The organism is Amycolatopsis sp. 3B14 (assembly GCF_050958625.1).
GTDB classification, from domain to species: Bacteria; Actinomycetota; Actinomycetes; order Mycobacteriales; family Pseudonocardiaceae; genus Amycolatopsis_E; species Amycolatopsis_E thermoflava.
The window spans coordinates 1-25,501 of the sequence record NZ_JBHZEN010000048.1; the positions used below are offsets into that span (position 1 = coordinate 1).

The 25,501-nt window shown below is 71.3% G+C and carries 25 protein-coding genes; 11 read left to right on the forward strand and 14 right to left on the reverse strand.

From position 1 onward, the window contains the following. Positions 1–356: 356 nt before the first annotated feature. From ACCP09_RS25685 to ACCP09_RS25700, 4 genes are all read right to left on the reverse strand, one after another. On the reverse strand, positions 357–1,748 hold the full coding sequence (locus ACCP09_RS25685; RefSeq protein ID WP_433750975.1) for an FGGY-family carbohydrate kinase: 1,392 nt from the start codon (positions 1,746–1,748) through the stop codon (positions 357–359). After that, positions 1,745–3,076, reverse strand: coding sequence for an MFS transporter (locus ACCP09_RS25690; RefSeq protein WP_027933656.1), 1,332 nt, complete (start codon positions 3,074–3,076; stop codon positions 1,745–1,747). The genes ACCP09_RS25685 and ACCP09_RS25690 overlap by 4 nt, the downstream gene beginning before the upstream one ends. Positions 3,077–3,149: 73 nt before the next feature. Then, positions 3,150–3,938 (reverse strand): DeoR/GlpR family DNA-binding transcription regulator, encoded by a 789-nt coding sequence (locus tag ACCP09_RS25695; protein WP_017985392.1) that lies wholly within the window; start codon positions 3,936–3,938, stop codon positions 3,150–3,152. A 9-nt stretch (positions 3,939–3,947) separates the two neighbouring features. Continuing rightward, on the reverse strand, positions 3,948–4,553 hold the full coding sequence (locus ACCP09_RS25700; RefSeq protein WP_433750980.1) for a histidine phosphatase family protein: 606 nt from the start codon (positions 4,551–4,553) through the stop codon (positions 3,948–3,950). 68 nt (positions 4,554–4,621) lie between these two features. Here ACCP09_RS25700 and ACCP09_RS25705 point away from each other — a divergent pair, with 68 nt between their 5' ends. The 7 genes from ACCP09_RS25705 to ACCP09_RS25735 are packed head-to-tail and all read left to right on the forward strand — an operon-like array spanning position 4,622 to position 11,129. After that, entirely contained in the window at positions 4,622–5,299 is a 678-nt protein-coding gene (locus tag ACCP09_RS25705) for an HAD family hydrolase (RefSeq protein WP_027933658.1), read from the forward strand. Then, on the forward strand, positions 5,296–6,984 hold the full coding sequence (dhaL, locus tag ACCP09_RS25710; RefSeq protein WP_433750983.1) for a dihydroxyacetone kinase subunit DhaL: 1,689 nt from the start codon (positions 5,296–5,298) through the stop codon (positions 6,982–6,984). The genes ACCP09_RS25705 and dhaL overlap by 4 nt, the downstream gene beginning before the upstream one ends. Further along, positions 6,984–7,448: a ribose-5-phosphate isomerase gene (locus ACCP09_RS25715; RefSeq protein WP_017985389.1), complete on the forward strand. Its 465-nt coding sequence runs from the start codon at positions 6,984–6,986 to the stop codon at positions 7,446–7,448. Before dhaL ends, ACCP09_RS25715 begins: the two co-directional genes overlap by 1 nt. 28 nt (positions 7,449–7,476) lie before the next feature. Next, a complete protein-coding gene (locus ACCP09_RS25720; RefSeq protein WP_433750987.1) occupies positions 7,477–8,508 on the forward strand; it encodes a 2-hydroxyacid dehydrogenase in 1,032 nt (343 codons plus the stop codon). Continuing rightward, positions 8,505–9,953 carry an FGGY family carbohydrate kinase gene (locus tag ACCP09_RS25725; RefSeq protein WP_431905351.1) on the forward strand — a complete coding sequence of 483 codons (1,449 nt, stop codon included), beginning with the start codon at positions 8,505–8,507 and terminating at the stop codon, positions 9,951–9,953. Before ACCP09_RS25720 ends, ACCP09_RS25725 begins: the two co-directional genes overlap by 4 nt. Beyond that, the gene (locus ACCP09_RS25730; RefSeq protein WP_378364679.1) at positions 9,950–10,600 is read left to right on the forward strand and encodes a class II aldolase/adducin family protein; all 651 of its coding nucleotides are present in this window, start codon (positions 9,950–9,952) and stop codon (positions 10,598–10,600) included. Before ACCP09_RS25725 ends, ACCP09_RS25730 begins: the two co-directional genes overlap by 4 nt. 37 nt (positions 10,601–10,637) lie before the next feature. Then, positions 10,638–11,129: a GNAT family N-acetyltransferase gene (locus ACCP09_RS25735; RefSeq protein ID WP_433750991.1), complete on the forward strand. Its 492-nt coding sequence runs from the start codon at positions 10,638–10,640 to the stop codon at positions 11,127–11,129. On the opposite strand, the gene ACCP09_RS25740 is transcribed toward ACCP09_RS25735, so the two are convergent. Next, the gene (locus ACCP09_RS25740; RefSeq protein WP_433750994.1) at positions 11,126–11,431 is read right to left on the reverse strand and encodes a hypothetical protein; all 306 of its coding nucleotides are present in this window, start codon (positions 11,429–11,431) and stop codon (positions 11,126–11,128) included. The two genes, ACCP09_RS25735 and ACCP09_RS25740, sit on opposite strands and share 4 nt — an antisense overlap. 120 nt (positions 11,432–11,551) lie before the next feature. Here ACCP09_RS25740 and ACCP09_RS25745 point away from each other — a divergent pair, with 120 nt between their 5' ends. Next, a complete protein-coding gene (locus ACCP09_RS25745; RefSeq protein WP_433750997.1) occupies positions 11,552–12,004 on the forward strand; it encodes a hypothetical protein in 453 nt (150 codons plus the stop codon). On the opposite strand, the gene ACCP09_RS25750 is transcribed toward ACCP09_RS25745, so the two are convergent. The 7 genes from ACCP09_RS25750 to ACCP09_RS25780 all read right to left on the reverse strand — a co-directional run bounded on the left by ACCP09_RS25750 (position 11,992) and on the right by ACCP09_RS25780 (position 18,390). Further along, positions 11,992–13,425 (reverse strand): MBOAT family O-acyltransferase, encoded by a 1,434-nt coding sequence (locus ACCP09_RS25750; RefSeq protein ID WP_027933665.1) that lies wholly within the window; start codon positions 13,423–13,425, stop codon positions 11,992–11,994. The genes ACCP09_RS25745 and ACCP09_RS25750 overlap by 13 nt on opposite strands. 167 nt (positions 13,426–13,592) lie before the next feature. Further along, complete coding sequence (gene rlmB, locus ACCP09_RS25755; RefSeq protein ID WP_027933666.1) at positions 13,593–14,549, reverse strand: 23S rRNA (guanosine(2251)-2'-O)-methyltransferase RlmB; 957 nt, start codon at positions 14,547–14,549, stop codon at positions 13,593–13,595. Further along, the gene (gene cysS / locus ACCP09_RS25760) at positions 14,550–15,941 is read right to left on the reverse strand and encodes a cysteine--tRNA ligase (protein ID WP_027935722.1); all 1,392 of its coding nucleotides are present in this window, start codon (positions 15,939–15,941) and stop codon (positions 14,550–14,552) included. A 31-nt stretch (positions 15,942–15,972) separates the two neighbouring features. Then, on the reverse strand, positions 15,973–16,659 hold the full coding sequence (locus ACCP09_RS25765; protein WP_027933668.1) for an HAD family hydrolase: 687 nt from the start codon (positions 16,657–16,659) through the stop codon (positions 15,973–15,975). 41 nt (positions 16,660–16,700) lie between these two features. After that, complete coding sequence (gene ispF / locus ACCP09_RS25770) at positions 16,701–17,168, reverse strand: 2-C-methyl-D-erythritol 2,4-cyclodiphosphate synthase (protein WP_123684663.1); 468 nt, start codon at positions 17,166–17,168, stop codon at positions 16,701–16,703. Next, positions 17,165–17,800, reverse strand: coding sequence for an IspD/TarI family cytidylyltransferase (locus tag ACCP09_RS25775; RefSeq protein ID WP_027933670.1), 636 nt, complete (start codon positions 17,798–17,800; stop codon positions 17,165–17,167). The genes ispF and ACCP09_RS25775 overlap by 4 nt, the downstream gene beginning before the upstream one ends. Positions 17,801–17,898: 98 nt before the next feature. Continuing rightward, positions 17,899–18,390, reverse strand: a complete 492-nt coding sequence (locus ACCP09_RS25780) for a CarD family transcriptional regulator (RefSeq protein ID WP_020417039.1) — start codon at positions 18,388–18,390, stop codon at positions 17,899–17,901. Between the two features lie 325 nt (positions 18,391–18,715). Between ACCP09_RS25780 and ACCP09_RS25785 the strand changes: the two genes are divergently transcribed. The 3 genes from ACCP09_RS25785 to ACCP09_RS25795 all read left to right on the forward strand — a co-directional run bounded on the left by ACCP09_RS25785 (position 18,716) and on the right by ACCP09_RS25795 (position 21,357). Next, the gene (locus tag ACCP09_RS25785) at positions 18,716–19,375 is read left to right on the forward strand and encodes a hypothetical protein (protein ID WP_433751005.1); all 660 of its coding nucleotides are present in this window, start codon (positions 18,716–18,718) and stop codon (positions 19,373–19,375) included. A gap of 33 nt (positions 19,376–19,408) precedes the next feature. Next, a complete protein-coding gene (gene radA / locus ACCP09_RS25790) occupies positions 19,409–20,767 on the forward strand; it encodes a DNA repair protein RadA (protein WP_027933672.1) in 1,359 nt (452 codons plus the stop codon). Between the two features lie 374 nt (positions 20,768–21,141). Further along, positions 21,142–21,357 carry a hypothetical protein gene (locus tag ACCP09_RS25795; RefSeq protein ID WP_433751009.1) on the forward strand — a complete coding sequence of 72 codons (216 nt, stop codon included), beginning with the start codon at positions 21,142–21,144 and terminating at the stop codon, positions 21,355–21,357. Positions 21,358–21,408: 51 nt separating this feature from the next. Here the strand turns inward: ACCP09_RS25795 and otsB are convergent, their stop codons facing one another. Both otsB and ACCP09_RS25805 read right to left on the reverse strand, forming a co-directional pair. Beyond that, positions 21,409–23,940: a trehalose-phosphatase gene (gene otsB, locus ACCP09_RS25800; protein WP_123687190.1), complete on the reverse strand. Its 2,532-nt coding sequence runs from the start codon at positions 23,938–23,940 to the stop codon at positions 21,409–21,411. Between the two features lie 47 nt (positions 23,941–23,987). Next, positions 23,988–25,430: an alpha,alpha-trehalose-phosphate synthase (UDP-forming) gene (locus ACCP09_RS25805; RefSeq protein WP_017985373.1), complete on the reverse strand. Its 1,443-nt coding sequence runs from the start codon at positions 25,428–25,430 to the stop codon at positions 23,988–23,990. Positions 25,431–25,501: the final 71 nt, after the last annotated feature.

Consider the following 25,501-nt stretch of genomic DNA (forward strand, 5'->3'; position numbering starts at 1 on the left):
CTTCTGGTTTCTGCCTGTCGGCCAGCCCTGGGCGTCCGATTCTTCCTGCCAGGCCTGCCCGGGCTTCCGCTTCTGCCTATCGGGCCAGCCGCGGTATTCGGGTTTGCCTGTCAGGCCCCGCCCCGGTTTCCGGCCTTGTCCTGCTAAGGCCAGCCCGGCTTCGGTTTTTCCTGCCATCAGCTTTAGCTTCCGGTTTGCCTACCCAAGGCAACCCCTAGCTTCCGATTCGCCTGCCAGGCCCCGCGCCGGCTTCCAGTTCTGCCTGTCAGACCAGCCCCGGTATTCGGGTTGCCCGTCAAAGCACCTCTGGCTTCCGGTTCCCTGCCACAGCTTGCCCGGGCTTCCGGGTTTGCTCGCTAAAGCCAGCCCCGGTTCTTCAATTCCTCTTTGAACCGCTGGTAGTTCTCTTCCATCGGCTCTTGTTCCGCCGTGTCCGGCTCAACAACCGATTCTTCTCCGCCGATCATTTCCGCCGCTTCGGTCAATCCCCCCGGCAGTACCGCCGCGGCTGCGAGCATCGCCGCTCCGTAGCCGGTTTCGGCTTGGGGTGACACTCGCAGTTCGATTCCGCTGACCGTCGCTCGGATGCGGGTCCACAACGGACTCTTGCTTCCCCCGCCCGCGGCCACCAGCGGGCCGGTCACGGGCACCCCCAGCTCGCGCAACCGCTCCAACGCCAGCCTCTCCACGAACGCGACGCCCTCCAGGCGGGCCCGGTGCAGCTCCACCTCGTCCTGCGGCTCGCCCAGTACGAAGCCCCGGGCGTCGGGCGTGACGAACGGGAAGCGCTCGCCCGCGCGCTTCAGGGGGTAGGCCACCACTCGCGCGGGGCCGCGCCGCGCCGCCTCCGCATCCAGTTCGGCGAGGTTGGGGACACCGGCCACCGCCTCACCGCCGGTGTTCGACGCTCCGCCAGGTAGCCACCAGCCGTCCGGGTGGCGGTGGCTGTACAACGCTCCGGACGGGTCTCGCACCAGGTGCTCGGTCACGCCCTTCAACACGTAGGTCGTGCCGAGGATCCCTGCGAAACGGCCCGGCGTCACGGCGCCCGTCGCCAGCTGGCCGGCACAACCGTCGGTCATGCCGGCCACCACCAGGCAACCCTGGGGCAGGCCGGCGACCGGGCGGGGCAACTCGCCCAGCACGGTCGTCGGCCGCACGACCTCGGGGAGCCAGTCCACCCCGAAGTCGAACACCTCGGCCGCCCACTCCTCGCGCAACGGGTCGTACCCGCTCTTCAGGGCATGCGAGGAGTCGGTCGCCACCGGGCGGCCGAGGAGTTTTTCACCGATCAGGTCCGGTGTGTGACGGACACCGGCGGCATCCGGGTAGGCGCGGCGCAGCCAGTTGATCCGGCCCAGCGCCGCCGTCGGCGACACGCTCATCCCCAGCTCGTGCCACCGCTGCGCCCCCACCTCCGCCGCCTTCGCGTTGTCGTCCGCGCCGCGCCGGTCGTCGTACATCAGCGCCGGGCCCAGCGGCTCGCCCCGGCCGTCGACCGCGACGATCGTGCCCGAGGTGGCCGACACCGCGACCGCCCGCACCGGCTCGGCGACTTCGGCGGTCACCCGCCGCAGCACCGACTCGACCGCGGGCCACCACGCCCGCGCGTCCTGCTCGCTGCGGCCGGACTCGTCCCGGACCGGGGCGGGCAACGGCTCGGCAGCCGTCGCCCGCACCGAGCCGTCGCCGCCGACCGCGAAGGCACGCACCCCCGCGGTCGCGACGTCGACACCGACAACCGTCACGGGCGGACCGCCGTCACGTCCTGCAAGCTGACGTCCTCGTCGATGGCCTTCCGCGTGGCCTCCGGCAGCTTCAGGAACCGGGTGAGCACCGCCGCCACGATGTACAGCGCGGCGAAGATGATCACCACGCCGGCCGCGCCCGCCGGGCCGAGGAACAGCGACACGATCGCCGGCCCGACGAACGCCGCGGCACCGGCGCCCAGGTTCAGCAACGCCATCGCGCCGCCCTTGTTCTCCGGCGCGAGCGAGGGCAGCAGCGCCGAGATCGGCACGAACCCGGCCAGCGTCGCACCGTACAGCGCGCCCACGAGCAGAGCCACCCAGTAGTAGTCCGCGCCCAGCGACGTCGGCACGAAGTACAGCAGCAGGATCGAGATGGCGCAGCCGATCGCGCCGAACCAGAAGATCGTGCGCTGCCAGCCGATCCTGTCCGAGGCCACACCGAAGATCAGGTTGAAGAAGATGTTCGTGCCGTAGATGACCGACACCAGCAGCAGCCACCGGCCCTCGCCGAACCCGATCTGGTCGGCGAAGATCGTCGGGAAGAACACCAGCATGCCGAACTCCGGCGCGGTGTTGATGATCCGCACGATCATCCCGACGCCCACGCGCGGGTTCTTCCACGCGATCGACACGCTGGACACCAGGCTCTGCACCGGCTGGACGCCCTCCGGCGCGAGCCGCGTGAACCCGGTCCGCTCCCGCACCCCGAGCACGCACAGCAGACCGCCCGCGGCCAGGATGCCGACCGACAGCCACAGCGTGCCGTAGTGGCCGAGCACCGGGTTGGTGAAGCTCGCGACCAGCGAGCCGAGCGTCGGCAGGCCGCCGGTGAACGCGAAGTAGAACCAGCCGACCGCGGCGCCGAGCCGCGCGACCGGCGCCACCGCGGTGATCCACACCAGGAACCCGAACGCGAACATCGGGTACCCGAAGCCGCGGATGCCGTAGGTGATCAGCATCAGCGGGTAGTTCTCGCTGGGCACCGCCACGGCGAGGAACAGCACGTCGAACACGAGCCAGATCGCCAGGCCGATCCACATGACCCGGCGCGGCCCCCACAGCTCCGACAACGCGCCGGACAGCCAGGACGCGAGCATCACGGCCACGCCGTACGCGGTGATCACATAGGACGCGTGAATTTCGTCCCCGGCGCCGTGATCGGCCATGAACGGGGCGATGAACCCGGACTCCACCCCGTCGCCGACCATGAACAGCAACAGGCCGACGTACCCGAGGAACAACGGGGCCGGTAGCCCCCACCTGGCGAGAAGCCCCCCGAACCCCCTGTCCGGCTGGGACAACCTCGATGTTGCCGTCTGCGTCATCACGCCTCCATGAGTGTGCGAAACCCAAGTTATCATGGAGCACGTGAAATTAACACGCAAGGGTGTGATGCGATCAGACCTCGGCGACGAGCACGTTCGTCTGGTCCTCGTACTGGTCGAGCAGGTACGCGGACACCGCTGAGTCGACCACGAGGTGGTGGAAGTCCTCGATCTCGGCCAGCCGGTGCAGCGCGGTGCGCGGCATCTTGCTGGAGTCCATGAGCAGCACCCGGATCTCCGCGCTGGCCAGCATCGCCCGCTTGACCATGACGATCTCGGGCTCCTGGTGGAACGTCATCTCCGCGTTCATCGCCGAGGTCGACACGAACGTCACGTCCACGGTGAGCCGCTCGACGGCCTCCAGGCAGGGCATGCCGAGGAACGAGTCGTGGGTCGCGGAGTAGTCGCCGCCGAGCCCGATCAGGCGCACGTCGTCGACCTGCTTGAGCACCTCGATGATCCGCAGATAGTTCGTCGCCACGGTGAGCGGCGTGACCTGGTGCAGCAGCTTGGCCAGGGCGAGCGCGGTGGTCGAGTCGTCCAGCAGGATCGACATCCCGGGCTCGACCAGCGACAACGCCTTCTCGGCGATCGCGGCCTTCGCCTCGACGTGGGCGTTGAGCCGGTACTCGGTGTTGCTCTCGAACACCGTCGACGGCTGCGCGGAGACCCCGCCGCGGTACTTGCGCAGCAGGCCGCGCCGGGCCAGTTCGTCCAGGTCGCGGTGCACGGTCATCACGCTCACGCCGGTCAGCTCGGCCAGTTCCGCTGCGGACGCCTGGCCCTTCTTCACGACGTAGTCGGTGATGCGCTGCTGCCGGATGTTACGGGAGCGCGCGCTCCCGCTGGACTTGTCTTCCACGGGACAAGGCTAGGACGTGGGCAGGTTGAAGCGCCGCAGGCTCGTCGCGTCGCCGTCGATCCCGATCTCGGTGATGGCCGCGTTCTCCAGGCGCGGGAACACGCGGCGGTAGTCGCGGACCGGGATGCCGAGCAGTTCGCACAGCGTGACCCGGATCAGCGTGTTGTGCGCGACGACCAGCACCCGCCCGCCGTCTTCGCGCTTCGCGATGTGCCGCAGCGCCGCCGCTCCCCGGCGCGCGGCCTCGGCCGTCGGCTCGGCCCCGGGGAACGCGCCGGCCACCGGATCCGCCCGGAACGCCGCCACGACCTGCGGATCCAGCTCGGACAGCACCTTGCCCTCGGCGATCCCGAAGTGCACCTCGCGCAGCTCGTCGAGCACGACGGGCTCGAGGCCGAGCGCCCGCGCGGACGGCTCGGCGGTGACCCGCGCGCGCCCCTGCGGCGACCGGTAGAGCGCGGTGACCGGCTCGCCGGAACCGGCCAGATACGCCGCCAGCCCCTCGGCCTGTCTGCGGCCCCGCTCGGTGAGGCCGACCTCGCTGGTGCCGGCGTAGCGGTTCTCCGCGTGCCATTCGGTCTCGCCGTGGCGGACCAGCAGCAACTGCGTTCCCATCGGACCTCCCGTGACAAATCTCGGCGGCGGTGTTAATTTAACACCAACGGCGTGAAAGGGGTTGTTGCATGGGTTTCGCCGCGGTGGTGTTCGACCTCGACGGTGTCCTGGTCGAGAGTGAACACCTCTGGGAGGAGAACTGGGTCGCCTACGCGGCGGCCCACGGTGTCGAGTGGACGGCCGCCGACACCGCCACCGTCCAGGGCATGAGCGCGCCCGAGTGGGCCGCGTACCTGGCGGAGCGCAGCGGGACCCCGGAGACCCCGGAGCAGGTCGAGAAGGCCGTGGTCGACGGGATGATCAAGTCGATCGCCGACGGTGAGGCCCCGCTGCTGGACGGCGCCGACGCGATGGTGCGCGACGTGGCGGCCCGCGTCCCGGTCGCGCTCGCGTCCTCGGCGGCGCGCCGGGTGATCGACGCGGTGCTGGAGACCCACGGGCTGACGGGGGAGTTCTCGGCCACCGTGTCCAGCGCCGAGGTGCCGCGCGGCAAGCCCAGCCCGGACGTCTACGCCGAGGCCGCGTCCCGGCTCGGCTTCCGCGGCGAGGAGTGCCTGGGGGTCGAGGACTCCAGCAACGGCATCCGCGCCGCCGCGGCCGCGGGGCTGACCGTCATCGCCCTGCCCAACCCGACCTACCCGCCGAAGCCGGACGCGCTGGAGCTGGCCGCACAGGTCGCGGAGTCCAACCACGACGTCCGGAAGCTGCTGCTCGCCTACCTCGCCGGGGAGCTGGTGCGCTCATGACCACGCTGGGAACGGCCGCGACGTTCAAGCGGGACTGGCTGGACGGCTTCGTCACCGCGTACGGCCGCGAGGTGCGCAAGGTGCCCGGCGCGTACGGCGTGCTCGGCCGGAACGTGCCCCGGCGGGGCAAGGTCGCCGTGGTCATCGGCGGCGGCTGCGGCCACTACCCGGCCTTCGCCGGCCTGGTCGGGCCCGGCCTCGCCGACGCGGCGGTGGTCGGTGACGTGTTCACCAGCCCGAGCGCCGAGCAGGTCTACCGCACGGCCCGCGCCGCCGAGGGTGGCGCGGGGGTGCTGTTCGCCTACGGCAACTACGCCGGCGACGTCCTGCACTTCGGCCTCGCCGCGCGCCGCCTGGCCGCGGAGGGCATCGAAAGCCGCACCATCCTGGTCACCGACGACATCGCGAGCGGACCGGCCGACGCGCCGGAGAAGCGCCGCGGGGTGGCGGGCGACTTCATCGTCTTCAAGGTCGCGGGCGCCGCGGCCGAGCGGGGTGACGACCTCGACGCGGTGCACGCGGCGGCGGTCAAGGCCAACGCGCACACCCGCACGTTCGGCGTCGCCTTCGGCGGCTGCACGCTCCCGGGTGCCGACCAGCCGCTGTTCACCGTGGGCGAGTCCGAGATGGAGCTGGGCCTCGGCATCCACGGCGAGCCGGGGGTGCGCACCGTCGGCCGCCTCGGCGCGGCGGAGCTGGCCGACGAGCTGGTCGACGGCCTGCTGCCCGAGCTGCCGCGGGGCGACGGCCGGGTCGCGGTGCTGGTCAACGGCCTCGGCCGGACCAAGTACGAAGAGATGTTCGTGACCTACACCCGGATCCACGAGCGCCTCGCCGGCGCCGGGCTGACGCCGGTGCACACGGAGGTCGGCGAGTTCGTCACCTCGCTGGACATGGCCGGGGTCTCGCTGTCGGTGCTGGTGCTGGACGACGAGCTGGCCGAGCTGTACGGCGCGCCGTGCGACACCCCGGGCTACCGCAGCGGCGGGGCGATCCTGGAACCGGTCGAGCTCTCGTCCACAGTGGACAAGCAGTTGGCGCGCCCGGAGGGTGAGGGGGTCGAACTCGTCGACCGCCTGCTGACCGCGGCCATGCGCCGCATCGAGGACAACGAGTCCGAGCTGGGCCGTCTGGACGCGGTCGCCGCGGATGGTGACCACGGCCTCGGCATGACCCGCGGCATGCGAGCCGCCGTTTCGGCCGCCCGCGAGGCCGCCGGGTCTTCGGTGGCCGACACGCTGCTGGCGGCCGGGACCGCGCTTGCCGACGCCGCCGGTGGTGCGTCCGGCGCCCTGTACGGCGTGCTGCTCGCCGAGACCGGCGCGGGGCTGCGGGTGGACGAGATCACCACCGCGGTGGTCGCGGACGCGGTCGACGGCGCGGTGTGGGCCTTCACCGAGCTGGGCAAGGCCGAACTGGGCGAGAAGACCATGCTCGACGCGATCGAGCCGTTTCGGCAGGCGCTGCGCAAGCAGGCCGAGGCCGGCGCCGCGCTGCCGGACGCGTGGCGCGAGGCCGCGCAGGCAGCGACGCTCGCCGCCGAGGAGACCGCGAACCTGGTGCCCGCCAAGGGACGCGCGGCCCGGCTGGCGCAGCGCAGCAAGGGGCACGCCGATCCCGGCGCGACCTCGTTCGCCCTGATCGTCACGGCGATCGGGGAAGCTCTGGGCAAGGAGGGGAACTGATGCGGGTCGTGGTGGCCGCGGACAACGCAGGCGTGCTGCTGAAGAACGAGGTGCGGGACCTGCTGGCGAAGGACGAGCGGGTCACCGAGGTGATCGACCTGGGCGTGGACAGCCCGGACGACGACCGCGCGTACCCGATCTTCGGCCTGGCCGCGGCGGAGAAGATCGCCAACGGCGAGGCCGACCGGGGTGTCCTGGTCTGCGGCACCGGCATCGGTGTGGCGATCTCGGCGAACAAGGTGCCGGGGGTGCGTGCGACGGTCGCGCACGATTCATACTCGGCCGAGCGGTCGGTGAAGTCGAACAACTGCCAGATCATCACCTTCGGCGCCCGGGTGATCGGGGCCGAGCTGGCGAAGAAGATCGTCACCGAGTGGCTGGGGTACACGTTCGACCCGGGTTCGCCGAGCGCGGCCAAGGTCGCACACATCACCGAATACGAACAGGTCCACGCGGCCGGCTGAGGCCCGGCGGTTCAAGGAGGAGCCAGAAGTGCGCGTTCTCTGCGCGGGAGACGAGTTCGTCGGCAACAACCTGCTTGCCGACGCGGTCCGGGCCGAGCTGGCCACCGAGCCCGAATTCAGTAAGCTGTCGCTGCCCTGGCCGGTCGAGCCGTTCGGCCCGGTCGGCGGGGTGCACGAGGCGAGCGGCACCGAGGAGCAGGTCATCGAGGCACTGGCCGGGGCCGAGGTCGCGGTCACCCAGATGGCGCCGTTCACGAAGAAGGTCTTCGCCGCCGCGCCCGAGCTGAAGCTGGTGTCGGTGTGCCGGGGCGGGCCGGTGAACGTCGACCTCGCGGCTGCCACCGAGGCCGGCGTCGCGGTCACCTACGCGCCGGGCCGCAATGCGACCGCCGCCGCCGAGTTCGCGATCGGCATGATCCTCGCCGCCATGCGCCGCATCTCGACCTCGTCGGCCGAGCTGCTCGGCGGCACCTGGCGCGGTGACTACTACGCCTACCCGAACGCCGGGCTGGAGCTGGAGGGCACCACGGTCGGCCTGGTCGGCTACGGCGCGATCGGATCGCGGGTGGCCAAGGTGCTGGTCGCGTTCGGGTCGAAGGTGCTGGTCGCCGACCCGTACGCGAAGCCGGAGCAGATCGCGGCGGACGGCGCCGAGCTGGTCGAGCTGGACGACCTCCTCCGCCGCAGCGCGGTGGTCAGCCTGCACGCCCGCCTGACCGACGAGACGCGCCACCTGATCAACGCCGAGCGCCTTGCCCTGCTGCCCGAGGGCGCGGTGCTGGTCAACTCCGCCCGCGGCGGGCTGCTGGACTACGCGCCCCTGCCGGGCCTGCTGAAGTCCGGCCGGCTGGGCGCGCTCGCGCTGGACGTCTACGACGTCGAGCCGCCGCCCGCGGACTGGGCCCTGCGGGACGCGCCGAACGTGATCGCAACGCCGCACCTGGCGGGTGCCAGCCGCCAGACCGCGGAGCGCGCCGCGCGGATCGTCGCCGCCGAGGTGGGCCGCTACGCCCGTGGGGAGAAGCTGGCGAACGTCGCGAACCCGGAAGTGCTGCGATGATCATCGGCGTCGACATCGGTACTTCACTGACGAAGGCCGTCGTGTTCGACGAGGCCGGGGTGTCGCTGCACCAGGCCTGCACGCCGTCGGAGGTGCACCACCTGTCCGGCGGCCGGGTCGAGCAGGACCTCGACCAGGTCGTCGGCACGGTCGCGACCGTCGTGCGCGAGGTCGCGGCGAAGCTGGACGCCCCGGTCACCGCGCTGGCGCTGACCGGTCAGGGCGACGGCGTGTGGCTCCGCGACGAGGACGGCAACGCGGTGCGGCCGGCCATTTCCTGGCTCGACGGCAGGGCCAACGCGCTGCTCGCCAAGTGGCAGGCCGACGGGGTGTCGCGGGAGGTGTTCCGGCGCACGGGCTCGGGCATGTTCCCCGGCTGCGCGGCCGCCGTCTTGTCCTACCTGGACACCCACGAACCCGAGGTGCTGGACCGGGCCGCGGTGGCCGGGTACTGCGTCGACGCCGTGGTGCAGCGGCTGACCGGCGAGATCACGGTGGACGTGTCCGACGCGTCCCTGCCGTTCCTCGACCCGAAGACCCGCCGCTACGACGAGGGCGCGATCGCCGCCGTCGGACTGTCCCACCGGCGGAACCTGCTGGCCGAACCGGCGCCGCCGAAGGCCGTGTTCAGGCTGAACCGCCGTGGCGCCGAACTCCTCGGGCTGCCCGAGGGGCTGCCGGTCACCGCAGGCCCGTTCGACCTGCCCGCCAGCGCGATCGGCGCCGGGGTGCGCGCGCCGGGCGACGGCATCCTCACCGCCGGCACCACACTGGCCTGCCAGGTGCTCACCGACAACGCCGAGTTCGACGGCGAGGGCGAGCCGGCCGGCATGTTCCTGTCCACGCCGACGCCGGGCGAGTACCTGCACGCGATGCCGGCGATGGTCGGCACCGCGAGTATCGATTGGATCTGCCGTCTGCTGGGCATCGAGGTCACCGAGATCGGGACGCTGCTCGCGCAGAGCCCGCCCGGGGCCGCCGGGGTGCGGGCGCTGCCGTTCCTGTCCGCGTCCGGTGAACGGGCGCCGTTCGTCGACGCGTCCGCGCGGGCGCAGTTCGCCGGGCTGAGCCTGGAGCACGGGCGCGCGGACGTGGTGCGTGCGCTGTGCGAGTCGATCGCCTACGCGGCACGGCACTGCTTCGACGCGGCCGGTCTGTCCGGCCGGCTGTACGCGTGCGGCGGCGGGGTGCGCTCCGCCGAGTGGACGCAGATCTTCGCCGACGTGCTCGGCCGCCCGATCGTGATCCCGAGCGATCCGGGTGTCGGGGCGCGGGGTGCCGTCCTGGTCGCGGCCGAGGCGCTGAACCAGCCGTTCGACGCGGAGCTGTGGGCGAGCAGCTCGCGGACCGTGTCGCCGGTGCCCGAAAATGTCGAGTTCTACCAGAGCGGTTACGCGGATTACCAGGCGTCGCTGACCGCCGCGCGGGGGTTGTGGCGACTGTGATCCTGGCCGACGAACGGCGAGCGGTGTGCGAGTACGCGCGACGGCTGACCGCCGACGGGCTCGTGGTGGGCACCTCCGGCAACATCTCCGCCCGCTCGGGCGAGCTGATCGCGGTGACGCCGACCGGGGTGGACTACGGCGTGCTGACGCCGGAGGACATCCCGGTGGTGTCGCTCGACGGGTCCATTGTGGAGGGCAAGCTGCGGCCCACCAGCGAGATGCCGATGCACCTGTCGGTGTACACGAAGGCGGCCGACCCGGACGGCGCGCCGATCACCGGGATCGTGCACACGCACTCGGTGCACGCGACCGCGGTGTCCACTTTGGTCGACGAGGTGCCCGCGGTGCATTACATGCTGGCGACGATCGGCCCGTCCGCGCGGGTCGCCCGCTACGCGACGTACGGCACGGAGGAGCTGGCCGAGTCGATGCTCGCCGCGCTGGAGGGGCGCCGGGGCTGCCTGCTGGGCAACCACGGAACCATCACGTACGGCGATGGTCTGGCGGCGGCGTACAGCCGGGCCGAGCAGCTGGAGTGGCTCTGCCAGGTGTGGCTGCTCGCCCGTTCGGCGGGCGACCCGCGGCTGTTGCCGGCCGAGGAAATCGCGCACGTGGTGGAGAAGTTGCGGGGGTACGGCCAGAAATAGCTCGCGTGTGGTGGGCGCGGTCGGCATGCTGGGCCGGGTGGAGGAGACCGTCACCCATCTCGAGATGACCAGCCTCGCCGACCTGCGCCCGGCGGCACCCGTGCCCGGGGTCGCGGTGGAGCCCATTCCCGCCGACTCCCCACTGGTGCGCCCGACGACGGTGCGGATCGGCGAGCCGTACAACTGGCCGAGCTCCCGCTGGTCCGACGACGACTGGGAGTGGTACCTCTCCCGCGAGGGCCGCCACTGCGTGCTGATCCGTCATCTGGGCGAGATCGCCGGCCTGGCCGACTACCAGTCCCACGGCGACGGCGAAGTGGAGATCACCACGTTCGGCCTGGTGCCGGAGTACGTGGGCAAGGGCATCGGCGGCTACGCGCTGACCCTGGCGGTCGAGCAGGCGTGGCACCTCCCCCTGGACGTCCGCCGCGTCTGGCTGCACACCTCGGACCTCGACCACCCGCACGCCCTGCCGAACTACCACCGCCGGGGCTTCCGCACGTTCCGCACCGCCCGCGGACAACGCTAACCGTCCTCCCGCCTCGGCAGCGGCTCACCGCGGAGAAACGTCTCGTAGGCTTCCCGGGCGTCCTCTTCGACCTCCGGAAGCCCGGGGCCGTAGCGGGTGTCGGTCCGGTCGCGTTTCGGGCCGGAGAGCCAGAACAACTCGTCCGTCTCGACGTCGACGAAGTTCGCGCTCGGCAGACCGGTCCACCGCCGCAGCGTCCGGCCGTGGAAGTAGGCCGTCTGCCACGTCCGGGAAAACCGCACCCACCCAATCCACGACGGCCCGCGATCGGTGTCGAAGCCGGTCTTCAGCTGAACGAACATGATCCGCTCCGGCACGGCATCCCCCTCACCCCGGTGACACTGGGAAACGTAACGTTGAGCAGGGGAAACAGCCACTGGTTAAGTCGCGGGCAGGGGCAGGGCAAGACAAGGAGCCAGCCGATGTTCCAGAACTTCGGGTTGATCCCATCCGTGCGCAGCGGTGCCGTTCTGGGGCCTGCCACGCGCACGCGACGGGAGTTTCTGGACTTCGTGATCGATGGCCGGCCCCTGTTGTCGCTCTTCGACGGGGAGGACGTGGTTTCTGCGCTCGCCACTGATCTTCCGCCGCGTGCCCTGAGCAGGGAAGTGGACCGTCTGCGGCTCCGCGGTCCGTCCAGCCTTCCGAACGGGCGGCAGGTGCTCTACTGCTGTCCGGAGTGCGGTGATCTCGGCTGTGGAGCCATCACGGCGATGATCACCCGGCACGACGAACTCATCATCTGGCGCGACTTCCGCTGGCAGGACTCGCAAGACCAAGTGCTCGAAAGCTACCCGGACGTCGGTCCCTTCCGGTTCAGCGCAGATCAGTACCGGAACGTCCTGGAGCAGGGGCGCTCCACTCAGAACTGGTAGTACAGGAACGGGCTGAACGTCCCGTTCGCGACCAGGATCGCGGCGTACAGTGCGCCCGCCGTCATCACGCCGATCCGCAACCCCACCGCGCCGCGGGTTCGGGCGGACTCCAGCAGTGGCCCCGTGACCGGGTTGGCCGGTAGCGCGAAGATCGCCAGCGCGGCGATCAGGATGACCACCCGCTGGTTCGTCAGCGCCGCCTCGACGACGTCCGTCAGGCCGTCGAAGTCGGGGACCAGCATGTGCCCGATCATGGTGAACGCGTGCCCGATGTCGGCCGACTTGAAGAACACCCAGCCGAACACCACGAGCACCAGCGTGAGCACCCGGCGGCCCACGCGCGCGGCCACCGCGGGCGGGGTGCGGTCCCAGCCGAACCGGCGCTCGATGATCAGCAGCAGCCCGTGGTAACAACCCCAAACCAGGAACGTCCAGTTCGCGCCGTGCCAGAAACCTGTCAGCACGAACACGATGCACAGGTTCCGGTACGTCTTCGCCGCACCGGCGCGGTTGCCGCCGAGCGGGATGTACACGTAGTCGCGGAACCAGCGGCTCAGCGACATGTGCCAGCGCCGCCAGAACTCGGTCACCGTCACCGACGAGTACGGGCGCGCGAAGTTCTCCGGCAGCCGGAACCCCAACATGCGGCCCAGGCCGATCGCCATGTCCGAGTAGCCGGAGAAGTCGAAGTACAGCTGCAACGTGTACCCGACCGCGCCGAGCCACGCGATCGCGAACGTCATCTCGTCGCCGGGCGTCGCGAAGCATGCCTCGACCATCGGGCTCAGCGAGTCCGCGATGATCGCCTTCTTGCACAGCCCCAGCGCGAACCGCGGGAAGCCCGCCGCGATGTCGTCCAGCCGGTGCGACCGGTGCTGCGGCAACTGGTCCGCGATCTCCCGGTACCGCACGATCGGCCCGGCCACCAGCTGCGGGAACATCGCGATGTAGGTCACGAACGACACCGGGTTGCGCAACGCCCGCCGCTCACCTCGGTAGATGTCGACGACGTACGAGATGTGGTGGAACGTGAAGAACGAAATGCCGATCGGCAGCGCCAGGTGCGCCACCGGGAACGAACCGCCGAAGAGCTGGGTGAAGTAGTCGATCTGCTGCGTCGCGAACCCGGCGTACTTCCAGACCACCAGAATGCCGACGTCGAAGCAGATGACCGCGATCAGCAGCGACCGCTTCCGGCTCGACCGCGGCTCCCACGGGTTCGGCTCCAGCGCGGTGCCCGCCGCGAAGTTGACCACCATGCACGCCAGGAGCAGCAGGGTGAACGCGCCCGCGCCGCTGGCGTAGAAGACCAGGCTGGCGACCGCGATGATGCCGTTCCGCCAGCTCCTCGGCAGCACCAGCACGGCGAGCAACGTCGCCGGCAGGAAGTACCAGAGGAACAACGGTGAAGCGAACGACATCGACCTGGGGTCCCCCTGTGCAAGCGGATCAGCGCACTGACCTTAGCCGACCGGGTTGGCCCGAAGGAGTGAAACTCACCGCTTCCGCAGCGGGTGTGTGAAGTTCCCCGCTGGACGCCACAAAAAGGAACGGCGCCGGAGCCCCGGCGCCGCTCACGCAGCCACGATCAGATGCGCCCCGTCACGCGACGCCGCCGCGCGACCTCCGCCAGCAGCACCGCCGCCGCGACGGAGGCGTTCAGCGACTCCACCCCGGCGGCCATCGGGATCGACACCGTCTCGTCGCAGGTCTCGCGCACCAGGCGGGACAGGCCGCGCCCCTCGGAGCCCACCACGACCACCAGCGGGTCCGTCGCCAGCGACAGGTCGTCGATCCCGACCGAGCCGTCCGCGTCCAGGCCCGCGATCATCAGGCCCTCCTCCGCCCACAGCTTCAGCTGCCGGGTCAGGTTGGTCGCGATCGCGATCGGCATCTTCGCCGCGGTGCCGGCGCTCGTCCGCCACGCCACGGCCGTGATGCCCGCGCTGCGACGCTGCGGCAGCAGCACCCCGTGCGCCCCGAACGCCGCCGCCGAACGCACCACCGCGCCCAGGTTCCGCGGGTCGGTCACGCCGTCGAGCGCCACCAGCAGCGGCGGCTCACCCGAGTCCTTCGCGATCGCCAGCAGGTCGTCCGGGTGGCTGTACTCGAACGGCGGCACCTGCAGCCCGAGCCCCTGGTGCACCGCGCGGTTGGTCTTGCGGTCCAGCTCCTCGCGCGGGATCTCCAGGATCGAGATGCCCTTGTCCGCCGCCAGCCGCACCGCTTCGGTGACCCGGTCGTCGGCGTCGATGTTCAGCGCCACGAACAGCGTGGTGCCCGGCACGCCCGCGCGCAGGGCCTCGACCACCGGGTTGCGGCCGGCGATGATCTCCGGCCCTTCGCGGCGGTCGCGAGCCTTCTCGGCGCGCGCGGCAGCCGCCGCGGCACGCTTCTGCTTCGGGTGCCCGGGACGCATCTCCGCGCGCGGCGTCGGGCCCTTGCCCTCCAGCCCGCGGCGACGCTGACCGCCGGAGCCGACGACTGCACCCTTCTTGGTGCCCTCTTTGCGAACCGCACCCCGGCGCTTGGAATTGCCTGCCATTTAAGCTTCTTTCACGGTCCACACCGGACCATCGGGAGTATCTTCGACCGCGATTCCCGCCTTGAGGAGGCGGTCGCGCACGGCGTCGGCCCTGGCGAAGTCACGCGTGGCACGCGCCTCCTGGCGCTCCACGAGCATCGCCTCGACCAACTCGGCCAGTGCGGCCCTCGCCGGCGTCTCCGCCGCCGAGCTCTCCGCCCATTCCGGTGCCAGCGGGTCCAGCCCGAGCACACCCATCATCGCGCGCACCGAACCGGCGGCCGCGCGTGCCTTGGCGTCATCGCCGGAGTCCAGTGCCGCGTTGCCCTCGCGGACCAGGTTGTGCACGGCCGCGACCGCCGCCGGCGTGGACAGGTCGTCGTCCATCGCGGCGACGAACTCGGGCGCCAGCTCACCCGGCTCGACCGTGCCCGTCCGCTGCGCCGCCCGGCGCAGGAAGCCTTCGATCCGCCGGTAGCCCTGGGCCGCCTCGGACAACGCGCCGTCGGAGTACTCGATGGTCGACCGGTAGTGCGGCTGCACCAGGTAGTACCGCAGCTCGGCGGCCCGGTAGTTGCGCAGCATCGCTTCGATCGACACCACGTTGCCCAGCGACTTCGACATCTTCTCGCCGGACAGCGTCACCCACGCGTTGTGCAGCCAGAACCGCGCGAACGGGTCACCCGCCGCCTGCGACTGGGCGCGCTCGTTCTCGTGGTGCGGGAACACCAGGTCGACGCCGCCGCCGTGGATGTCGAACTCGGCGCCCAGGTAGGTGGTCGCCATCGCGGAGCACTCCAGGTGCCAGCCCGGCCGCCCGTCGCCCCATGGTGTCGGCCACGACGGCTCGCCCGGCTTGGCGCTCTTCCACAGCGTGAAGTCCCGCGGGTCGCGCTTGCCCTCGGCCAGCGTCTCGCCCTGCTGCACCTCGTCCAGCTTCTGCCGGGACAGCGCGCCGTACTCGGGGAACGTGGACACGGCGAAGTACACGTCGCCGCCCGCCGCGTAGGCGTGCCCGGCGTCGATGAGGCGCTGCATCAGCTCCACCATCTGCGTGACGTGCCCGGTGGCGCGCGGCGCGATCGAGGGCGGGAGGCAGCCGAGGACGGTGTAGGCCTCCTCGAACGCGCGTTCGTGCGTCGCCGCCCACTCCCACCACGGCCGTCCGGCGTCGGCCGCCTTGGTGAGGATCTTGTCGTCGATGTCCGTGACGTTGCGCACGAACAACACGTCCAGTCCACTGTGGATCAGCCAGCGGCGCAGGACGTCGTAGTTCAGGGCGCCGCGGACGTGCCCGATGTGCGGAATGCCCTGCACGGTGGCCCCACACACGTACATGGACGCCGTTCCGCTACGGGCGGGGTGGAACTCCCGCACGCTCCTGCTCGCGGTGTCGTACAGATGAAGGGCCACCCTGAAATGGTACGGGTCACCTTGACGCCGCTCAGAGCACCCCGTGCGTGCGCAGGGCCGTGAGCAGGCCGTCCGGGCGTTCGGTGGTCGGCAGCGGGTCGACGAGGGCGAACGCGCAGCCGAGCGCCTTCGCCCCGCCGTCGGCCTCCTCGCTGTCGCCGACCATGAGCGTGTCCTCCGGCGCGACCCCGAGCTTGTCGATCAGCAGCCGGAACACCTCGGGCTGCGGCTTGATGTAGCCCTCCTCGAAGGAGAGCAGGAACTCGTCGACGAAGTCGGTGTAGCCGCGCATCGCGAACGCGGGCCGGATGTCGAAGGCGATGTTGCTCAGCACGCCGACCTTGACGCCCTTGGCCGCGGTGTCCTTCAGCGCGGCCTCGGTGTCCGGGTACGGCGTCCACTCCGCGGGATCGATCAGGCGGTTGTAGAGCGCCTCGGCCTGGTGGGCGTGCGCGACGCCGGACTTGCGCAGCACCTCGAGGTAGATCTTGCGGTGCAGCGCCGGGTCGAGGTCCCGGTTCTCCCACGCGTGCTGGTACTCGTCGGACAGCTCGACGACCTGCCCGGTCGGGGCGGTCATGCGGCGCATCAGCTCGGTCTGCGCCTCGACGTCGAGCGGGGCGCCGTCGGGGGTCGTGAGGTCGGACAGCCAGCTGGAGTTCTGCTCGAGCCGGAAAAGGGTGCCGGAGAAGTCGAACATCACCGCCTGAATCGTCACAGACCACAGGCTACCGGGGACGACCTCCGGATTCGTGTGACTTATTCGGCCGGCAGCAGCAGGGCGGTGGCGACCGCGGCGATGCCCTCGCCGCGGCCGGTCAGGCCGAGCCCGTCGGTGGTGGTGCCGCTGACGCTGACCGCGCCGCCCGCGGCCTTGCTCAGCACGTCCTGGGCCTCTTCGCGCCGCTTGCCGATGCGCGGCGCGTTGCCGATGACCTGCACCGACGCGTTGCCCAGCCGCCAGCCTTCCGCCTCGACCAGCCGACGCGCCTCGGCCACGAACTCCGCGCCGTGGGCGCCTGCCCAGCGTGGGTCGCTGGTGCCGAACACCGCGCCCAGGTCGCCGAGCCCGGCCGCGGACAGCATCGCGTCGCACAGCGCGTGGGCGGCCACGTCACCGTCGGAGTGGCCGGCGCAGCCGTCGGCGCCCTCCCACAGCAGCCCGGCGATCCAGCACTCGCGGCCCGCCTCGATCGGATGGACGTCGACCCCGGTCCCGACCCTCAACCCTGCTCCTCGAGTAGTGCTTCCGCGACGGCCACGTCGAAGGCCGTGGTGAGCCGGAGCGCGGTGGGGTGCCCGGCCACGGTGCGCACGCTACCGGGCAGATCCGACAGCGGGTCCGCGCCGCGTGCGCAGAGCTCGCGGAGCACCTCGGGGCGGTAGCCGACGGGGGTCTGCACGACGCGCAGGTGGTCCCGGTCCGAGGTGGCGGCGATCACGTCGCCGGAAACGAGTTTGACGGTGTCGGTCACGGGTAGGACCGGGATGATCGCCTCTGCCCCGGCGAACACCGCCTCGGCCACCGCGCGGACGGTGGCGGGAGGCACGAACGGACGCGCGACGTCGTGCACCAGGACGACATCGGATTCCCCGGTGGCCTCGACGGCCGCCCGGACGGATTCGGCGCGATCAGGACCACAGGCCAGTACCCGGCACCGGGAACCGGCGCCGGGTACCGGCCGTATGATCAATTCACAATCCCCGAGCACGGGTTTGGGAACCGCCACCGCCAGGCGGTCCGCGCATCCGGACTCCAGCAGACCGTCCACGGCGTGCCGCAACAGCGGCGCACCGCGCACGAGCGCGCACGGATCCGGCCCCTCGGGGTCGGCGATGAGGACTGCCGCCACCTTCATCGCCGGGGTCTCACTTCGCGGGACGAGCTGTGTCTCATGGGGCACACGCAGTAGATGAGCACGTCTGCCCGGCTCATCTCGCGAGGTCAGCCTGTGCTCTAGACGGCCGCTGTCTCCAGGACCTCGTCGAGCAGCGTCTCCGCCTTGCCCTCGTCGGTGCCCTCCGCCAGGGCGAGCTCACTGACCAGTATCTGCCGCGCCTTGGCCAGCATGCGCTTCTCGCCGGCGGACAGGCCGCGGTCCTTCTCGCGCCGCCAGAGGTCGCGCACCACTTCGGCCACCTTGTTCACGTCGCCCGAGGCGAGCTTCTCGAGGTTGGCCTTGTACCGACGAGACCAGTTCGTGGGCTCCTCGGTGTGCGGCGCTCGCAGCACGTCGAAAACCCGGTTCAGACCATCCTGGCCCACGACGTCCCGCACGCCGACGATCTCGGCGTTGTCAGCGGGCACGCGAACCGTGAGGTCCCCTTGCGCGACTTTGAGGACGAGGTACTGCTTCTCCTCGCCCTTGATCACGCGGGTCTCGATCGCTTCGATGAGTGCGGCACCGTGGTGCGGGTAGACGACGGTCTCTCCGACCTTGAAAACCATGTGTCCTCTGCCCCTTTCGCTGCCTCCATCCTAGCACGCGGCGAGGGGGCCCACCTAGCGGGCCGAGATCGTCGTCGCAGGTCAGGGGCCATCCGGGGGGTTGACAAACCGATAAAGTGCATGCTCATGCAGGTGGTGGGGAACCCTGTCGACATTGATTCTCTGATCCATTGTGGACGGTTTCCGGCTCCCTCGGCGCACCCTCGGTGGCGGGCTTTCCGGCCATAGCTAGGCCCCTCCCGCCAGCCCACCACCACCCTCAACGGAGCCGCTTCGCGGCGCAGATAGGATCGGGCCGGTATAGCTTCTAGGAGGGACTGAGACCGTGAGGCTGCAGAAACGTCGTGTGGTCGGCGCGAGCGTGGTCGCCGTGGGTGCCGCCCTGGCTCTTGCCGGGTGCGGGGCCGGGCAGATCACCCAGACCAACACCATGCTGCCCGCGGTCAACGGCGCCATGGCCCAGGCGGGCAAGCTCGTCCTGCGGGACGCCGGCCTGGTGAACCGCAACGACTGCCAGCAGGCCTACGCGACCGGGTCGAGCGCCCCGCTGACGCTGGTGATCGCCAACGACGGCACCGCCGACGACGAGCTGCTCTCCGTGAGCAGCGCGAACGCGGCGAGCGCCACCGTCGAGGGTCAGAAGGCCATCGTCGCGGGCAGCAAGCTCCTGATCGGCCCGGCCACCGAGGGCGAGTCCGTGCAGCAGCCGGAGTCCAGCTCCGCCGCGCCGAGCTCGACCCAGACCTCGCCCACCTCGTCGGCGTCCGCGTCGCCGACCGCTGGTCCCACCGGGCAGCCGACCCGGATCGGTCACGCCGAGGTCGTCCTGCAGGGCATCAAGCAGGTCGTGTGGCCCGGCCAGACCATCCCGGTCACGTTCACCTTCCGGGATGCCGGCCCGGTCACCGTGAACCTGCCGATCCAGGCGCCCACGGTCGAGCTGAGCTGCCAGCCGTCCGCCGAGGCGGAAGCCGGCGGTCACTAGAACTGTCGGTGGTGCCAGCTAGCGTGACCGACCATGGTCAAGAAGGGCACCAGCTACCGCTGCGGTGAGTGCGGGTACGAGGCCGCCAAGTGGGTCGGCCGCTGCCCGGAGTGCCAGGCGTGGGGAACCATCGAGGAGCGCGGCGACGCCCGCCCGGCGATAGCCCGCGTGGCCGCGGGCGCGCCCAGCGCCCCGGCACGGCCGATCGGCCAGGTCGACATCGAGGCCGCCCGCGCCCGCACCACCGGCGTCGGCGAGCTGGACCGGGTGCTCGGCGGCGGGCTCGTCCCCGGCGCGGTCGTGCTGCTGGCCGGTGAGCCGGGCGTCGGCAAGTCGACCCTCCTGCTGGAGGTGGCCTACCAGTGGGCCCGCGGCGGGTCCGGGCCGGCCCTGTACGTCACGGGCGAGGAGTCCGCGGGGCAGGTGCGGCTGCGCGCCGAGCGGACGAAGAACGTGCACGAGGGTGTGTTCCTGGCGGCGGAGAGCGATCTTTCGGCGATCCTCGGACACGTCGACGCGGTCAAGCCGGGTGTGCTGATCGTCGACTCGGTGCAGACGATGGCCTCGCCGCAGGTGGAGGGCGCGCCGGGTGGCGTCACGCAGGTCAGGGCGGTCACGGCCGGGCTGGTGGCGCTGGCGAAGGAGCGCGGGCTGCCGGTCGTGCTCGTGGGGCACGTCACGAAGGACGGCTCGGTCGCCGGCCCGCGCGTGCTGGAGCACCTGGTCGACGTGGTGCTGCACTTCGAGGGCGACCGGCACTCGACCCTGCGGATGGTGCGCGGGGTGAAGAACCGGTTCGGGCCCGCCGACGAGATCGGGTGCTTCGAACTGCGCGAGGACGGCATCGTCGGGGTGCCGGACCCGTCCGGGCTGTTCCTGAACCGGCGGGAGGACGCGGTGCCGGGCACCGCGGTGACGGTCACGGTCGAGGGCAAGCGGCCGCTGCTGTGCGAGGTGCAGGCGCTCGTGTCGAGTGCCGGCGCGCCGCAGCCGAGGCGGGCCGTGAGCGGCCTGGACTCCGCGCGGGTGGCGATGATCCTCGCCGTGCTGGAGAAGCGTGGCGGGATCAAGCTGGGCGACCGGGACGTCTATTCGGCGACGGTCGGCGGGATGAAGGTCACCGAGCCCGCCGTGGACCTGTCCGTGTTGCTGGCGCTGTGGTCGTCGGTGCGGGACGTGGCGTTGTCGCCGCGGCTGGTGGTCGTCGGCGAGGTCGGGCTCGCCGGGGAGGTCCGCCGGGTCACCGGCGCCGGGCGGCGGCTGGCGGAGGCCGCGCGGATGGGGTTCACGCACGCGCTGGTGCCGCCCGACCCGGGGAAGCTGCCGGACGGGATCCGGGTGCTGGAGGTGGACTCGGTGGCGGCGGCCCTGCACGCGGCCAACTACGCCTGATTCCGGTGTCAGGCGCTGAGTCAGCGCGCGGCGCGAGGGTGTTCCCATGAGTGCGACGACCTGGACCGGGATGTCCACCTTCGAGGACACGGCCCTCGCCGTCACCAACATCCGCGGCCCCGACCGGTCCGTACGCCGCCTGGACGGGCCAGCGCCAATGGCGCCCGGTCGTGGCGGTCTGCGGACTGTTCCTTGGAGGCGTGCGGCTGCGACCTCGACGCGACCGGTGTGGAGCGGCCGATCCTCGTCGGCTGGTCCTACGGCGCGACGCTCGCTGGCCGCGCGGATGTCCGCCGAGCAGCACGCCGAGGTCAACATCGAGTTGAACGAGATCGCCGCGGCTCGCGCCGGTGCTGGAGAGCGTGTCCTGCCCGATGCGCCACGTCCTGGCCACCGGGTCGAACCTCGGCGGCGGCGCGGAGGAGATGGAGGCGTCGCGGGCCTCGCTCGAACCGGTGCTCGCCCGCAACCCGAACCTGCGGATCAGCGCGAAGGTCGCCGGCAACCACTCGAAGATCCTGCAAAAGGACTTCCGGGCCGTCGCCGAGGCCGTGCGCGAGGTCGCGGCGGCCGGCCGGGTGGCCCGTTGAGACGTGAACGGCCCCTCCGGACGTGCCGGAGGGGCCGTTCACGCAGTCGGATCAGGCGCCGGAGAGCAGCTTGGCGCAGCGGATCAGCCCGAGGTGCGAGTACGCCTGCGGGTGGTTGCCCAGCGAGCGCTCCGCCACCGGGTCGTACTGCTCGGGCAGCAGACCCGTCGGGCCGGCCGCGTCGACGAGCTGCTCGAACAGCTCCTCCGCCTCGGTGCGGCGGCCGGTCAGCAGGTACGCCTCGATCAGCCACGCGGCGCACAGGTGGAACCCGCCCTCGCCGCCCGGCAGGCCGTCGTCGCGGCGGTAGCGGTACACCGTGGAACCGCTGCGCAGCTCGGCCTCGATCGCGGTCACCGTGTGCTGGAACCGCTCGTCCGACGGGTCGATCAGCCCGGCCAGCCCGACGAACAGCGAAGCCGCGTCCAGGTCGGTGCCGTCGTAGGCGGTGGTGAACGCCTGGACCTCGTCGTTCCAGCCGTTGGTCAGCACGTCGGTCGCGATCTCCTCGCGCAGGTCGTGCCACCCGGCCGGGATCTCGCGCCCGTACACCTCGCCGAGCTTGATGGCGCGGTCGACGGTCACCCAGCACATGACGCGCGAGTACACCCGGTGGCGCGGCACGTGCCGTTCCTCCCAGATGCCGTGGTCGGGCTCCGACCAGCGCCGCGTGACGGCCTCGGCCATCGCGCGCACCAGCTGCCAGTCCTCGTCCCGCAGCTCGCCGCGCACCTGCGCCAGCTCGGCCACCAGCTCGACGACCGGGCCGAACACGTCCAGCTGCACCTGGTGGTTCGCCAGGTTGCCGACGCGCACCGGCCGCGAACCCGCGTAGCCGGGCAGCGAGTCGATCACGGCCTCGGCGCCCAGCTGGGTGCCGTTGATCGTGTACAGCGGGTGCAGCCGCTCCGGGCCGGCCAGCGTCGACAGCACGCCGTGCAGCCACCGCAGGTAGCCCTCGGCCTCGGCCAGCGAGCCCAGCCCGACCAGCTCCCGCACGGTGAACGCCGCGTCGCGGATCCAGCAGTAGCGGTAGTCCCAGTTCCGCACGCCGCCGATCTCCTCCGGCAGCGACGTCGTGGCCGCCGCGAGCACCGCGCCGGTGTCGGCGTTGCACAGTCCGCGCAGCGTCAGCGCCGAGCGCGCGACCAGCTCCGGCTCCACGTTCGGCAGCTTCAGCGTGGTCGCCCAGTCGCTCCAGTACGCGCCCGCCCGCGCCCGCCGCTCCGGTTCGGACAGCTCGTGTGCGGTCAGGTCGGTGGTGCCGCACCGCAGTTCGAGCACGACCGGCTCGTCCTGCGTGGGCTGTACCAGCGCGGTGGCGGTGTCGTGCAGGCCGTCGGAGGTGATCTCCCACGCCACGCCCGGCGAGCGCAGCACGATCGGCTCCGACGTGCCCAGCACGCGCAGGCCCTCGGGGTCCGGCACCAGCCGGACCGGGACACCGCCGAACTCCGGCCGCGGCGCGAACACCACGGACGCGGCGGCGGTCCCGGAGATCACGCGCACCAGGTCGGTGCGGTGCGGCGGGCCCTCCGGCTCCAGGTAGTCCGTCACCAGCAGCCGCGACCAGCGGGTCTCCACCGTCATCGTGTTCGGCAGGTACCGCTGGCCCAGCGGCAGGCCGTTGTGGTGCGGCTTGATCGAGAAGTGGCCTGCGCTGGTGCCGCCGAGCAGGTCGGCGAACACCGCGGGCGCGTCCGGGCCGGGGTGGCACATCCAGGTCAGCCGGGCGTCCGGGGTGACCAGCGCGACCGCGCGCTCGTTGGACAGCATGGACAGCCGCTCGATCGGCGGCGCCTGCTCGCCGTAGAGCCAGTTGCGGCGCTCCTCCAGCATGAACGCCAGCACCGTGGCGACGTCCTCGGTGCCGGGCACCCGGTAGGCGGCCAGGGTCTCGCCGTCGCCGACCTTGACGCCCACGTCGGGGCCGGACAGCCGCGCGAACGCCTTCTCGTCGGTCACGTCGTCACCGAGGAAGATCGCCGCGGTGGCGCCGACCTGGTGGCGCAGCGTGTCCAGCGCGCGGCCCTTGTCGGTCTGCACGACGGCCAGCTCGACGACCTCCTTGCCGTCGGTGGTCGTCACGCCCTCCCACGTGCACGGTCCACTGTGGACCTCGTCGAGCACGCGGCGGGCGGCGTCGCGGTCGGCGCGGCGGACGTGCACCGCGATGCTGGCCGGCTTGACCTCCAGGCTCACGCCGGGCACGTCGCCCGCGATGCGCTCCAGTTCCTGCTCGACCCTGCGGTGCAGGTCGCGGGCCTGGGCGTCGAGCTCGTGCACGAAGCCGATGTCGAATTCGGAACCGTGGCTGCCGACCAGGTGCACCTCGTGCGGCAGTCGCGACAGGATGGCGAGGTCGCGCAGCGCGCGGCCGGAGATGACCGCGGTTGTCGTCTCGTGCAGCCCGGCCAACGAGCGCAGCGCGCCCACCGACTCGGGCAGCGGGCGCGCCTCGTCCGGGTTGGTCACGATCGGAGCCAAGGTCCCGTCGTAGTCGCAAGCGACCAGCAATCGCGGCGTGCGAGCGATCTGCACGATCGCACGGCGCAGCTCAGCGGGCAGGGACTCGGCGGTCACCACTCCTCCTTAAGGAGCTCAAAAGCGTGTAGCTGCAGGTGGGCCACTCAGGCGGCCGGTTCGGACCCGAGTGCCTCGAGGAACGACCGTGCCCACCTGTCGACGTCGTGGGTGAGGACCTGACGCCGCAACGCGCGCATCCGGCGTCTGCCCTCGGCAGGGTCGAGCGTAATGGCCGCCTCCAACGCGTTCTTAACCCCGTCGAGATCATGCGGGTTGACGAGAAAAGCGCTGGTCAGCTCGGCGGCGGCGCCGGCGAACTCGGACAGCACGAGCGAGCCGCCGAGATCGTGACGGCACGCGACGTACTCCTTACAGACGAGATTCATCCCATCGCGTAGTGGGGTGACGACCATGACGTCGGCCGCACTGTAGAACGCGGCCAGCTCCTTGCGGTCGACCGACTGGTGCAGGTAGTGCACCACCGGGTGACCGACGCGGGCGAACTCACCGTTGATGCGGCCCACCATCTGCTCGATCTCGGTGCGCATCCGCTGGTAGTGCTCGACGCGTTCCCGGCTCGGGGTGGCCAGCTGGACGAAGGTGACGTCCTCGGGCTGGACCCGGCCCTCCTGGAGCAGCTCGTGCAGCGCCTGCAGCCGCAGGTCGATGCCCTTGGTGTAGTCCAGGCGGTCGACCCCGAGCAGGACGGTCTTCGGGTTGCCCAGGTCGCGGCGGATCTGCGCGGCCCGCTCCGCGACCTCCTTGGTGCGGGCGAGCGTGTCCAGGCCGGCCGCGTCGATCGAGATCGGGAACGCCCCGACCCGGACCGTGCGGTTGCCGACCTGCATCATGCCCGGCCGGGACCGGACCCCGACCGCGCCGCGGCTGGGCTCCAGACCGAGCAGCGTGCGGGCCAGCCACAGGAAGTTCTGCGCGCCGCCGGGCCGGTGGAAGCCGACCAGGTCGGCGCCGATCAGGCCGCGCACGATCTCCGCGCGCCACGGGAGCTGCATGAACAGCTCCACCGGCGGGAACGGGATGTGCAGGAAGAAGCCGATGCGCAGGTCGGGGCGCAGCTCGCGGAGCATGCTCGGCACCAGCTGCAGCTGGTAGTCCTGCACCCACACGGTGGCGCCTTCGGCCGAGACCTGCGCGCTGGCCTCGGCGAAGCGGCGGTTGACCTGCACGTAGCTCTCCCACCAGCCGCGGTCGAACACCGGCGGCGCGACCACGTCGTGGTAGAGCGGCCACAGCGTGGCGTTGGAGAAACCCTCGTAGTAGTCGCGGACCTCTTCGGTGGACAGCGAGACGGGGTAGAGGACCATGCCTTCGTCGCTGAACGGGTCGACGTCGACACCCGGCACGCCCGGCCAGCCCACCCACGCGCCCTTGCGCGAACGCAGGAACGGCTCCAGCGCCGACACCAAGCCGCCCGGACTCGCGGTCCAGCGCTGGTTGCCGTCGGCCGTCCGTTCGAGGTCGACGGGCAGCCGGTTGGCGACCACGACGAAGTCCGCCGAAGCCGTGCCGATCCCTGGTTCGCTCACGTGGCCATGCTCCCTTGTCGTCCGCTCGAACACTACCTCGCGACGGCGAACCAAGATCCACCGCGCGGTGG